The following is a 12,582-nucleotide window of genomic DNA, read 5'->3' as shown; positions in this document are numbered from 1 at the left end:
GAAAATGAATGAGTAACGACGTTATAAATATTTTAACCATGGCTAAAGTAATTCAGACTGCCGTCGCCCCTGTCTTTTTAATTACGGGTATTGCTGCCACGCTCGGGGTTTTATCTAATCGCTTAGCCCGCATTACTGACCGTGCGCGACAACTTGAGCGAAAACTCAAGGTAAGCACCGATGAAGACTTTAATAAAACCCTAGCCACAGAGCTGCGAGCCCTGTTAAAACGCTCTCGATGTATTCACATTGCTTTTAGTATGAGCGTGCTAAGCGCCTTGCTAGTATGCGCTGTGGTTATGCTGTTGTTTTTATCACACATTCAGTCTATTAATTTAGGGGTAACAATTGCCAGCTGTTTTGTGGCTGCAATGGCCTTATTAATATGTGGTTTTATGTCGTTACTTGGCGAGGTATTTTTGGCCACACGTAGTATGCGCCGAGGGATGATATTTGCTGATATTAACGATTAGCAATAAAAAAGCCCGAGATTTTCTCGGGCTTTTATCACAACATTTTAATTTTATTGTGCAGTATAAATAGTCTCTAACACTTCAATTCGCGCTTCTTTAGTATAATCAGATGACTTTAATTGCTCTGCAGCAGCTAAAATATCTTGACCATCATTAACAGCTAAAACCGCTATTTTAGTACCTGGGAAAACAGACACTACCTTTAAGCCAGACAGCTGAGCTACCTCTGTTGCGTTCATGCCATCTTTAAGCAAAACAGTAATATTGCCAGAAAGCGACGTTAAGTTGTTTGTTAGGACATTACGTACCAGTGTACCTTTTGTTACTAACGATGAAGCCTCAGAAGACTCAACAACCGCCATCTCACCTTTAGTAGAAACAACATACTCATCAGCAGCAACACTTGTTGGTACTAAACGTAAGTTTTTTTCTACAACGTAAGAGCCAAAGTCGGTTTTGCTGTATTTCACACTATTTACCGGCTTTTTTGGAAGTTGCAGCTCTTTATCTGCTACTGAACTCGCTGTTGCACTTAGAGAAATACACGCAGCAGCACCTAAAATAACTAATTTATTCATTTTCATATCTATATTCCTTACTCTTGACCTGCGTGACCAAATGCTCTCAACGAAACGCCTTCTAAAACGCTTGCGGCACGGTTATTTGAAATACCTACGGCACCAAGTCCGTTATCCCCGCCATCGCTGAATGCAAAGCTATCTGCTGCAGCATCAAGAACACGAATAGTCCAAGTACCTTTTGTTGTCTCGCCATAGAAAGCATTAGACAGTAGTACCGCATCTTTTAAAACATAGCCAGTGTTCCAACCGTTAGTAAAGCTATAAGCTGGGTAAAATAGAGCTTGCTTAGACGCTAGTAATACACTGCGTGTGCCTGATGGAGACGTCACTTCAATTGCTAAATCGGTACCAGCAGATGTTTGCGTACCATCCGCTAAACCAAAGCCCATTTCAGTATTGCTCACATCAAACTTAAACTGCATTGCTTCAATGTTTAGCTCTTCTTCAACAGTGATTTGCTGTGTAACACCCGCGGCACTGTTATCTGGGATTTCTAGCGTAAGGGCCTCTTCTTCAACAACAGAGCCAACACCACTCCAATCTGTAATAACTTGCTCACCTAATGCTACATCGTACTCTTTTGCCATCGCAACTGCAGCACCAGCATCTACACGTCCAAAACCGTATAAGTTATTAAAGTTATAACCTGCTGCATTTTCAACCCAGCCGTCATGCGCTACAAATTCACCTTCACCAACGCTTAGCGTTACAACTTCATCTTCTGCATCGTTGACTGTGCTTGTAGTAGCTAAGATATGACGAACATCACGCCATGTTAGCTCTGAATTAGCTGATAAAATCAGTGATACTACACCTGACGCATTAGGTGCTGCCGAAGAAGTACCATTAAACGTAGAGGTATAGTTACAGCTAGCGTTATCTTCATGGCCTGGGTAGTTGAATGAGTATTGCGATGCCGCAAAGTCTTCGCCATATGCTGCAGCCCATGCCGTAATCGAGCTACCATTAAAGCCTGAGTACCCGTTAATACAGGTCATCTGGTCAGTTGTTACCATGGCAGGTGCCCAGCGCCCGTATTCACCCGCAGGGGCTGAAACCATTAAGTTAGCACCACCGCTTGAGTAGCTTGTATGCGTACCATCAGCATTTACAGCTGCAACGCTTAAGTAATATGGATGACCTTGGCTTGGCTCAAACGCGCCGTTATAACAAGTAAGACCTAGCTCATTTGCGCCGTTATCTGCACATAATGACCCTTCACCGCTACCATCAACAAACGAGTTACCGCTCGATTTCATGTTTAGGGCACCTTTACCATCACGAAGGTTAAGGTTAGGGTATGACTCGATAGCTTCATCTAGCTCTGAGTAGCCAATAAACGTTGGGAAGGTAATACCGTAGCTGCGGTTAAACGCAGAAATATTTTCTGATGTGCTAATACCGCTACCTGGGAAACCATGCGCCAGTAAATCAGTTTGCTCAATTTTATCGCCACCTAGGTAGTTCATGCCAATTAGACCAGCATCTGGTGCAACACCGCGCCCGCCCTTACCATTCCAGCCTTTCGCTGCAATTAAGCCTGCAACACTGGTACCGTGGTCGCCGCTATTTGACAGGCTAGTAGGATCGGTACGGTCAAGTGTATCTGCATCTAAATTTAAAGAACGATTTGGTAACACGTTATCAACTAAGTCTTCGTGGCGAATTTCCATACCAGAGTCAACAACAACGGCCGTTACGCCAGCACCTGTAACACCTTGAGTGTACGCAGCTGCTACGTTCATATCTTCGCCAGCAACCAATTCTTCTGCTTCTGATTCAGCAAAATCCTCGTCAAAAATAGTTTGCGCTTCTTCTTCGCTGTAACCTAATTGGTTGACATATAAATCAATTAGGCCTTGCTTCATTTCATCACTTAGAGCGTACGACTTTTGACCTGTGTTACGCAGGTGCCATTGCTGATTAGCCAAAGGATCTGACGCAATATCACTAATCGTTAATTGCGCAGACGCCGATTTGCCATTTGCATTAGCGGTGTAATCAATTACCGCGTCTTCGCCTGAAACAGGAACGTAAGTAAAGGTATCGCCTTCAACTGTTAGTAAGCCATGGCTAAAAGTATATACGCCATCTTGCGCTTCAACCGCTTCACCATTTTCAGTAAATGTATAACTAAGTGTATCGCCATCGTTATCACTTGCATTAAACTCAGCAGTTACAGGTACCCATTGCTTTAAACCGGCAACGGCTACATCGCTTGCTTTTGGTGCAACATCAGTTACTACAGCAACTTGGCTATTATTGTCATTGTCGCTGCCACCACACCCTGCAAGGGTCATAACTACTGCGGCAGAAAGTGCCGACATTTTAAAAATATTATGCTTCATAAACTTCCTTCGTTAATTATTTTTATGATGACTCAAGGTACACAACAGGGCACTTAATAACAACGCGCTGTTTACAGTCGTTAACAATAAACTGACAAGCTGTAATGATATATTCAGAAAACAAGCTATGGGACATTAAAGTTTCACTTGAATAAAATAAGTAATCGATTCAAGATGTCTAATTAGTAGATATAATTTCTTACAGGGGCAAAACATGAAATTAAAACAATTTTTAGCAGGGGTTGCTTTAGCAACATGTACACTTAGCGTATCTGCAAATACTGCATTTAAAGAGCCAAGTGATGCTATTGAATACCGACAAGCTGCGTTTTCTATGATTTCAGTGCAAATTAGCGATATGGGCGCAATGCTAAAAGGTAAAATTCCTTTTGATGCAGAGCAATTTAAAATGCGCGCTAATAACGCAGCGGCCCTTTCTAAAATGCCATGGGAAGCGTTTTACGAAGGCACTGATGAAGGTGATACAGCAGCATTAGCTGATGTATGGTCTGATAATGCAACCTTTGTTAAAAAAGCCAATGCCTTTGCTGCCAATGCAGATAAGCTAGCTTTAGCAGCTCAATCTGGCGATAAGGCGGTAATTGGTAAAGCATTTGGCGCATGGGCCAAAGGCTGTAAAGATTGCCACAAGCAATTTAAAGACTAATTACAATTAAAACAATGTACACTAAAACGGCGCTTTATGCGCCGTTTTGTTTTTTTGTTAGCTATTAACTTAGCAAATAACTAAGTGGTTCTTTGCCCCACGTAACAGCCAGTAGCACTAACAATCCAACAAAAATAGCCCACGCCAACCAAGGAGCTTTCGTGTTATCTATATTAGTTTGAGTGGCTTGCTCGCTGTTAGCCTGTTTACCGGTGATCATTGCTTTGACAAGTGGTTTTCCTTTTATTTTATACACAACAATGGCTGTAACATGCAGGCAAATGGCATAAAATAAAATATCGAAATTAAGGCGGTGCAGCCAATTTGCAAAATCAACTGTTGAGCTCGACACATACTCAACCAAAGGCCCATCAGTCAAAATGCCATCACTGCTCATTAGCCCGGTCACTAACTGCACTATTATAAGTACAAAAAACAACAAAACCATGTAGCTACCTGGCGCCGAATGACCCACCCCTTTAATGGGGTTTTTAAACTCTTTAAATACTGCTATTGGCGAGTGCAGTAACGCGCTTAACTTTGCCGTTTTACTGCCCACCAGCCCCCAAACTAAACGGGTCACTATTAATGCGATTGCGAAAAAGCCAGCCACAAAATGAAGCTCAATCATGCCCTCGTCAATGCTAAAGTAAAGCACAGCAATATTAATCACTAATAACCAATGAAAGCTTCTTATAAAGCCATCCCATACTTTTATACTTTGCATATAAATCCTCAACTTGTTGCCAGGCTCTGGCACATTATTTTGATACTAAAGCCATTATTCCAAAGTTTTACTACCGCTGCATTAATGATATTACATAAAGCGCTATTTATGGCACACTAAACGCACAAACTTATTACTTACTTGTATTAATGAATATAACTAAACGCGCAGTATTAAAAGGTTTTTTTGATATGCTCCCGCTTTGCCTGGCGGTCGTTCCTTGGGGAATATTATGTGGCTCTTTAGCGATTCAAAATGGCTTTAGTGCCTTTGAAACACAAGCAATGTCATTACTTGTATTCGCGGGTTCTGCACAATTAGTTGCAATTGAACTAATGGCCGGTAACACCCCTTTACTGACTATTTTATTTACCACATTTATTATTAGCTCTCGGCATTTTTTATACGGTTTAGCCGTACGCCATAAAGTTATTTCACAGCCATTTCGGTGGCGCTTACCAATAAGTTTTGTACTAACCGACGAGCTGTTTGCCTTTTCGCATCACCGCAAAGCCTATAAAACAAAAGCGCGCCTAATATACGCTTTAAGCGCGGGTTTTAGTTTTTATATTGCATGGAACCTTTGGACGCTCATAGGCATAGTTGCAGGAAGTGTGCTCCCTGATTTAACAAATTTAGGGCTCGACTTTGCTATTGCAGCTACATTTATTGCGCTTGTGGTACCGGGCATAAAAATTTAGCCTCGCTGGTTACTGTGATTGTTGCGGGTATTAGCGCCACAGTTTTAAAAAGCACGGGGTTTGAGTTGTGGTTGGTTTGTGCTGCTCTACTTGCAATGAGTGCAGGCTACTTTACTGCAAGGCTTACACAAAAAAAGGACAGCCCATTATGATGCTCACTATATTATTAATGGCGTGTATTACCTTTTTTACTCGTTACTTATTTTTACATCAACGCCTTGGTTTTAAAGTGGGCCCTAAAATGCAGCAGTTTTTAAGCTTTAGCGCACCCGCTGTACTAACCGCTATTTGGGTACCCATTATTTTTATAAATGAAGACGGGCTCAACCTAAACTGGCACAACCCTTATTTAAGCGCAGCCATCGTTGCCATTATTGTTGCCTATAAAACACATAATATTTATTACACAACGCTTGCCAGTATGGGGTTATTTTTAATTTTAAACTAGGGCGTGTTGACCTTTGGCGTTTGAATTTGCAGCAGTATGTTTGGTTTTTAGGCAAGGCAGAGCCTATNATTAAGGCGTGTTGACCTTTGGCGTTTGAATTTGCAGCAGTATGTTTGGTTTTTAGGCAAGGCAGAGCCTGTGAAGTGTGGTTATTCCCCATAAATAGGCGATAACGTAGCATAAATGCCAAACATGCGCTGCCCTTTGGGTTCTGCCTAGGGGCGATAAACTCTTTGTTGCTCGGTTTTTACTTAGCCCACTAGGTTACAAACCTCGCGCCGCGATTTGATCGCCCCTAGGTTGAACAAATTTCAATCCGCAAAGTTCAACACGCCCTAAATAACAGCCAACCCATTAGCGCATAGTTAAGCGCGGTATTAACAAGCCTAAATTTTATACTTTTAGTAACGCGCTACAGCAGGTAGAATGTAGCTAACAACAATAAAAAAGCATCCATCATGCATGAATTTCATCAATTAACGGCTACTGCGTTAGACGGTAAAACAATTAATTTTAGCGACTTTGAAGGCAAGGTTGTGCTTATTGTTAATACCGCAAGTGAGTGTGGTTTTACTAAGCAGTACGAGTCGCTACAAACTCTTCATAGTAAGTACGCGAAAAGCGGATTGGTTATTATTGGTTTTCCATGTAATCAATTTGGTCAGCAAGAGCCAGGCGACGCAACGCAAATACAACAAGGTTGTTTAATCAATTACGGGGTAAGCTTTTTAATGGCCGCTAAAGTGGATGTAAACGGTCGTCACGCCCACCCTGTATTTAGGTATTTAAAATCGGCCTTACCCGGCTTTTTAACACGCAAAATAAAGTGGAACTTCACCAAGTTTTTGATAGCGTCCGATGGCACACCTATCAAGCGCTATGCGCCTTTTACAAAACCAGAAAAGCTAGAAACCACTATTCAACAAGCACTCGCTAAATTAAGTACACAATAAGTAATAAAGAGGCATAAAGCCTCTTTATTGCCAATATTTAGCCTTTAAACATGCGTAAACGCACATTCAAACCCTAATAAAAAGGCGCATTATTTTAACTAGCACAATTTAGTCTATGTAATCGTTTAAGTCGTCTTCACCTAGATTTTTACGCAAACGTTTTTGCTCAAGGTAATCTTCCAACTTCTTTTTCACCTTTTGCTTTTTTTTGTCATGCTGATTACGCCCGACCATTTCGTACTCGTCTTCAACAAAATCATCATCTAGCGCATCGTAACTAAATGTCTTACCCACAACCCACTCCATAAAGTGTTTGAGACCAACTCAGGTTTATTCCTGCACTTGGTAAATTAAAAAAATGTTTAGCGCTAAAATACGAACAAATTAGCACCAAAATAAAGCCACGTGACTATCGTAAATAGCCTTCATGTCAATATTGTGAATAAATAGCGCTAAATTAAGAAAGTGGAAAGTGAGAGTTTTTTATCGTTTCGACAAATAAAATTTATCATTTATTTATTTTTAGTGTTTTTGACTAAAAAGTAGTTTATTTATCAAAATTAAAAATCATTAAAAACACACAAATTTCATAACCTACTGTTTTAAAATAAAAATAAATAATGGCACCAAACTTGTTAGTACTTAGCTGTCATCAACAATTATTAGAGAATAAACATGAAAAATTTACTATTAGTAAGCGCTTTAATTTGTACACCCGCTGCAATGGCACATAACGATAACAATGCGGGCATTTCGTTTAGCAATGAGCAGTGTAATGTAGAGTTTAAAAACGATGTACGCATTAAACCTAGCGAATTAGAAATTTTTACCGCATCTAATCAATTCATGCGCTTTAACAGCAATGGCAACTTAACTATAAATGGCGAACAAATATCCATTAACAGCGAGCAACGCCAAGCGCTTACCCAGTATTCTGACAACTTACGTACGCAGCTACCTGAGGTCGCTAATATTGCCCTAGACGGAGTGAAAATAGCCGGTGTAGCATTAGAGGAAGTAGCCAACGCATTTAATATTGATGGCCTTGATGACTTATCTGGCCTGATGGACGATATAAGACTTGAAGTAGAAAACACCTTTTATCAACAAGGTACGTTTGTAATGGGCCAACAAAGCTTTAATCAATTTGGTGAAAACTTTGAACACCAATTTGAGGAGCAAATAGAAACCGTGGTTGAGTCTGCCGTTATGCAATCAATGGGCAGTATTTTAGTTGCTTTAGGCTCTGAGCTGCTTGGTTCGGGTGGAGATATGGATGCATTTGAGCAACGCATGGAAAATATGGGCGCGCAAATAGAAGAAAAAGTAGAGCTGCATGCCAGTGCGCTTGAAAAGCGTGCCAACTCTTTATGCGACAGCTTTGCCAACATAGCACAGCAAGAAGAGCAATTAGTAGCGCAGTTACCGCAGCTAAAAGGCTACGAGTTATTTACCATTAAACAAAATTAATACACCGCACCGTATTTAACATCCCTTTAGCAGCACTTGTATATTAGGTGCTGCTTTTTTATTCTTTTAGCGTGTGAGCCAGCGCACCTAACGTGGTAATAGCCTGCTCTATTTTTTCGCTCCACTGCACCCCATAACTTAGCCTAATACAGCTTTTATACTTATTACTTGCTGAAAAAATAAGTCCAGGGGTTATGCTAATACCAGCCTCTAGCGCCAGTAAAAATAACTTTTGACTGTCTACCCCTTGGCCTAAATCAAGCCAAATAACACACCCACCTTTAGGGTCACTAATACGCGTATTTTTAGGCATCGCGTTTAATAAGCACCACCGCATGCGCTCTTTGTTATTACGTAAGCGCTGCCTAAGTACTTTTAAATTACGGTCATACTCACCACTGGCAATAAACTCAGAAAGCGTCCACTGATTTATTAGTGAGGCAGAGCAACTTAATGCACGCTTATGGCGGCGCGCTTGTCCAGCAAACTTGCCTGCTATTAACCAACCTACTCGATAACTTGGTGCAGCCGTTTTTGAAAACGAGGCGCAACTGATCACAAGCCCCTTTTTTGAATACGCTAAAGCGGGCGTGCCACGCTTGGCAGTAAAGTGCAGATCACCGTACACATCATCTTCTATAAGAACAACATTATGTGACTCTATTAAGTCCACCATTTGCATGCGGCTTTCATCGCTCATAAAGCTGCCAACCGGGTTATTTATTGCGGTCGAAAACAAGCATGCTTTTATATCATGTTGTTCAAGCGCTTGAGCTAAGTCGTTAAGCCAAATACCATTGTCGGGGCAGAGCGGAATTTCAAGCGCCTTTAATCCTAAGCTCTCTATTAGTTCAATAATACCGTGATAACACGGGGTTTCAATTGCAACCACATCGCCGGGCTTAGTAACACACTTAAGTGCAATAGCCAGCGCCTCTTGCGCGCCATTGGTGATCACCAGTTCATCTATATTTACACCAATACCAAAGCCTAAGTATCTATGCACTAATTGCTTTTTAAGCGCAGCAAAACCATCAATAGGGCCATAATTAATAACACTCGCCCCAGCAATTGTCATAACCCGGCGCATGGTACGGGCTAAAGCTTTATCGGTAGGCGCTGCAGCAACGGGATTGGCAATACCAAAGGCAATTACATTAGGTTGATGAATAGCGCTGTATACCTGCTCTATTAATGCTTGTTTATTTACAGTGACAGGCTCGCGGCTTAGTTTTACACGCTTTGGCAAACTGTAAACCGTATTAAGCACCGTTAAAAAGTAGCCCGATTTTTCACGTGCCTCTACTAACCCTTGATCTTCTAACGCTTGATACGCTTGCTTAACCGTCGGAATGCTAATATTTAAGTTACTGGCCATTTTACGAAGCGAAGGAAGCTTTTCCCCTGGTAGTAATACCTTTTGCGCTTGCATGTCTTTAATTAGCTCAATAACTTGTTGGTATAAAAACTCGGCTTTTTGCTTATTGGCAGCTGGCTGCATATCTCACCTCAAATCTGTATAGGTTACATTTATACTTTTCTGTATATGGTAAGTATACAGATAGACTCTAAAATAACCACTCAATCGGTTTTTTAGAGGTTTGCCATGAAAAGCGCAGCGCTATATCTCACAACAGTGTTAATTTGGGGCTCTACGTGGCTCGCGATTTCGTTTCAGCTAGGCGATATTGCTGTGGAGCTTTCTTTGTTTTATCGCTTTGCCATAGCAGCTGCATGTATGTGGCTATTTGTGGCCTACAAAAAGCCTAATATGCGATTTTCGTTAGTCGATCATGGCTTTTTTGCTTTATTGGCCATTTCTAACTTTGGCTTAAATTATTTGCTTTTGTATTGGGCACAAAACTACCTCTCATCGGCAATGGCCTCTATTGCATTTTCAATGTTGCTAATAATGAACATAGTCAACACCCGTTTATTTTTTGCAAAGCCCATTGCCAAACGTATTTACTGCGGCGCGCTAATCGGCATGGTGGGTATTATTTGTCTGTTTTGGCCGCATTTACAGCAATTCGACTTGAGTAATGGGGCGTTGGTCGGGTTACTACTTGCCCTTGGGGGTACCTTTGTGGCTTCATTGGGCAATATGATTAGTGTACGTAATTCTAATCGTCAAATAGGTGTGCTGCAGGGTAACGCATGGGGCATGTTATATAGCGCAGTAGGTTTAGCCGTTTATGTATTAATAAATGGTATAACGGTCAGTTTTAGTGCCCCTACCAGCTATTGGTTGTCGCTATTGTATTTATCTGTTTTTGGCACTGTGATTGCGTTTGGCTGCTATTTTGCCTTGTTAAAAAACATTGGCCCCGAAAAAGCAAGCTACGCCATAGTGCTGTTTCCGCTAGTGGCCGTTGCATTAAGCAGCTTTTTTGAAGGCTTTGAATGGCATGCAAACACCTTTGCCGGCTTTAGTTTAGTACTACTGGGTAATGCAATTGTACTTACCCCCACAAAAAGAATTAACGCCTTTTTAGCAAGCCGCAGCGTTGCTAAAAATGGCTCCGTCCCCAGTTAGAGGCGTTTTTAACGCACTAACACAAAAGCGCCTACCCTACTGTAGGCGCTTTTTTATTGGTATATGAAAATTAATAGCCTGCTCATGAATAGCAATAACCGCGGGCGTAACACCTACTAGCTCGCCATCGGCCTCAATTAATAAGTTTTTAGTATTAATACGCGCCTGTTTGAGTTGGCTATAAGTAAGCTTTTTTAAATTATGGTGGCGCTTAAAAATTAATTTAATAAAGCTATATAAGTGATCAACAAGACTACCCGCTTGCATTTGGTAGCAATCAAGCAGTCCATCATCAATTTTAGCCCTAGGTGCTATTTTAATGCCGCCACCAAAATACTGAGAGTTCGCAAATACAGTTATTAAATTTTGATAGCTACATTGCTTATTTAAAAATGCTCCATTTAGTGTGCTTGCTTTGTAAGTAAAGAGCGATTTAAAACTCGTCCACTTATAGCGCCAAGCTGACATGCTTTGTAAATGACCCAACTGCTTAATTACATGAGCATCAAAACCAACACCAGCCACATTAATAAAGTAACGAGTATTAATTTTACCTACATCAATTAAGTGTGTGGGGGCATTAAAAATAGCGTTTTGCCACTGTTTAGCTGTGCAATGAAAGCGACGCGCAAAATCGTTGCCCGTACCACAAGGTAATATTGCCAAACTACATGCACTGTTAATCACGCCATTAAGTGCCAAATTAAGCGTGCCATCGCCTCCAATAGCCACAGCTATTTGGCTTTTTTGTGCATTCAATTTAACGTTTGCTAAGTCGTACTCAAAATTACCTGTCGTTTTAACCGTAATATAGAGAATATTTTTCTTCTGGCATGTTTTTTTAAGCCAATCGAGGTGATCTAACACCACACTTTTTACGCTCGGTTTAACTATTATTAACAACTGCAAGTAATTTATCTCCTATTAGCCAGTACACCAGCATAAATAAGAATTAAGTTAAAATTAATTTATCTGAATAATTAATCACAAAAGTGCGTAAAAATTTACTAAAAACATTAACAAACACAAAAAACACTTATAAAACAAATAAAAACCTAGTTCCCCCAGTTAAATAACTATGCAAAATGGGCACTTAGTAGTTTTAATTAAAAACAAAACAATGCAAATTCAGATAAAAATAACTAATAGCCAAGCCTTAGTTTATATTGTTGTATTTTTAAACAAAAAAGAGTCAAAATGCTCGCGATTTAAACACATACACCTTGGAGCAAAGACATGAACCCAATAAACACCCTAAACCAAAATGCAGCAGCCCACGTTGGCGTAAAACCAACTAACCGTAAAGCTAAAATGCTTGCTAAATTAAACCGTATGGGCAAAAAGTTATCATTAAACAGCGCCGCGCAATACAAATAATCAACCTTGTTATGATTATTAAGCAGGGGCAGCAAACAACTAACCACTATTGAAAGCGCTTCTTTAGCTCCCTTAGTTTGCTGCCACCCTTTAATTTTTAGTTTAAATCCTTCTAATTTCCCTCTATTTACAAAAAAAACCGTAATTACGCCTACTTTTTAAGCAAACAGTTTATTTGCTATTTACACGACGGTATCACCTAAGTATTATTCTGCGTCACGGAGAGATGGCAGAGTGGTCGAATGCACCGGTCTTGAAAACCGGCATAGGTTTGTAGCCTATCTAGGGTTCAAATCCCTAT

The 12,582-nt window shown here is 40.6% G+C and carries 13 protein-coding genes and 1 pseudogene; 8 read left to right on the top strand and 6 right to left on the bottom strand.

The features are described 5' to 3' along the window. Nucleotides 1–8 precede the first annotated feature (8 nt). Nucleotides 9–473: a DUF2721 domain-containing protein gene (locus tag AN395_RS16825; protein ID WP_004589012.1), complete on the top strand. Its 465-nt coding sequence runs from the start codon at nucleotides 9–11 to the stop codon at nucleotides 471–473. 50 nt (nucleotides 474–523) lie between these two features. On the opposite strand, the gene AN395_RS16820 is transcribed toward AN395_RS16825, so the two are convergent. Beyond that, on the bottom strand, nucleotides 524–1,057 hold the full coding sequence (locus tag AN395_RS16820) for a S8 family serine peptidase (RefSeq protein ID WP_024032099.1): 534 nt from the start codon (nucleotides 1,055–1,057) through the stop codon (nucleotides 524–526). Between the two features lie 11 nt (nucleotides 1,058–1,068). Continuing rightward, the gene (locus tag AN395_RS16815; protein ID WP_054983693.1) at nucleotides 1,069–3,402 is read right to left on the bottom strand and encodes a S8 family serine peptidase; all 2,334 of its coding nucleotides are present in this window, start codon (nucleotides 3,400–3,402) and stop codon (nucleotides 1,069–1,071) included. Between the two features lie 214 nt (nucleotides 3,403–3,616). On the opposite strand from AN395_RS16815, the gene AN395_RS16810 reads away from it, so the two are divergent. Beyond that, on the top strand, nucleotides 3,617–4,069 hold the full coding sequence (locus tag AN395_RS16810; protein ID WP_054983692.1) for a cytochrome c: 453 nt from the start codon (nucleotides 3,617–3,619) through the stop codon (nucleotides 4,067–4,069). A 64-nt stretch (nucleotides 4,070–4,133) separates the two neighbouring features. On the opposite strand, the gene AN395_RS16805 is transcribed toward AN395_RS16810, so the two are convergent. Further along, entirely contained in the window at nucleotides 4,134–4,796 is a 663-nt protein-coding gene (locus AN395_RS16805) for a cytochrome b/b6 domain-containing protein (RefSeq protein WP_024032102.1), read from the bottom strand. Nucleotides 4,797–4,945: 149 nt separating this feature from the next. Between AN395_RS16805 and AN395_RS16800 the strand changes: the two are divergent. The 3 genes and pseudogenes from AN395_RS16800 to AN395_RS16790 all read left to right on the top strand — a co-directional run bounded on the left by AN395_RS16800 (nucleotide 4,946) and on the right by AN395_RS16790 (nucleotide 6,898). Beyond that, nucleotides 4,946–5,649: pseudogene (locus AN395_RS16800) on the top strand (AzlC family ABC transporter permease). Then, nucleotides 5,646–5,945 (top strand): AzlD domain-containing protein, encoded by a 300-nt coding sequence (locus AN395_RS16795; RefSeq protein ID WP_004589018.1) that lies wholly within the window; start codon nucleotides 5,646–5,648, stop codon nucleotides 5,943–5,945. Before AN395_RS16800 ends, AN395_RS16795 begins: the two are co-directional and overlap by 4 nt. Before the next feature lie 458 nt (nucleotides 5,946–6,403). Further along, nucleotides 6,404–6,898 (top strand): glutathione peroxidase, encoded by a 495-nt coding sequence (locus AN395_RS16790; RefSeq protein ID WP_054983691.1) that lies wholly within the window; start codon nucleotides 6,404–6,406, stop codon nucleotides 6,896–6,898. A gap of 108 nt (nucleotides 6,899–7,006) precedes the next feature. Here the strand turns inward: AN395_RS16790 and AN395_RS16785 are convergent, their stop codons facing one another. Continuing rightward, nucleotides 7,007–7,192, bottom strand: coding sequence for a PA3496 family putative envelope integrity protein (locus tag AN395_RS16785; protein WP_004589020.1), 186 nt, complete (start codon nucleotides 7,190–7,192; stop codon nucleotides 7,007–7,009). Nucleotides 7,193–7,573: 381 nt separating this feature from the next. Between AN395_RS16785 and AN395_RS16780 the strand changes: the two genes are divergently transcribed. Next, nucleotides 7,574–8,368 (top strand): YggN family protein, encoded by a 795-nt coding sequence (locus AN395_RS16780; protein ID WP_054983690.1) that lies wholly within the window; start codon nucleotides 7,574–7,576, stop codon nucleotides 8,366–8,368. Between the two features lie 58 nt (nucleotides 8,369–8,426). Here AN395_RS16780 and AN395_RS16775 read toward each other — a convergent pair whose 3' ends face one another. Then, complete coding sequence (locus AN395_RS16775; RefSeq protein WP_054983689.1) at nucleotides 8,427–9,869, bottom strand: PLP-dependent aminotransferase family protein; 1,443 nt, start codon at nucleotides 9,867–9,869, stop codon at nucleotides 8,427–8,429. Between the two features lie 105 nt (nucleotides 9,870–9,974). On the opposite strand from AN395_RS16775, the gene AN395_RS16770 reads away from it, so the two are divergent. Further along, nucleotides 9,975–10,904 (top strand): DMT family transporter, encoded by a 930-nt coding sequence (locus tag AN395_RS16770; RefSeq protein ID WP_054983688.1) that lies wholly within the window; start codon nucleotides 9,975–9,977, stop codon nucleotides 10,902–10,904. 36 nt (nucleotides 10,905–10,940) lie between these two features. Here AN395_RS16770 and AN395_RS16765 read toward each other — a convergent pair whose 3' ends face one another. After that, a complete protein-coding gene (locus AN395_RS16765; protein WP_054983687.1) occupies nucleotides 10,941–11,813 on the bottom strand; it encodes a diacylglycerol kinase family protein in 873 nt (290 codons plus the stop codon). A gap of 327 nt (nucleotides 11,814–12,140) precedes the next feature. Between AN395_RS16765 and AN395_RS19540 the strand changes: the two genes are divergently transcribed. Then, entirely contained in the window at nucleotides 12,141–12,281 is a 141-nt protein-coding gene (locus AN395_RS19540; protein ID WP_200910454.1) for a hypothetical protein, read from the top strand. The last annotated feature ends 301 nt before the right edge of the window (nucleotides 12,282–12,582 follow it).

Source organism: Pseudoalteromonas sp. P1-30, assembly GCF_001400005.1.
Taxonomy (GTDB): domain Bacteria; phylum Pseudomonadota; class Gammaproteobacteria; order Enterobacterales; family Alteromonadaceae; genus Pseudoalteromonas; species Pseudoalteromonas atlantica.
Note: the sequence above shows the minus strand (reverse complement) of the source record. Positions and strands in the feature narration are given on the sequence as shown.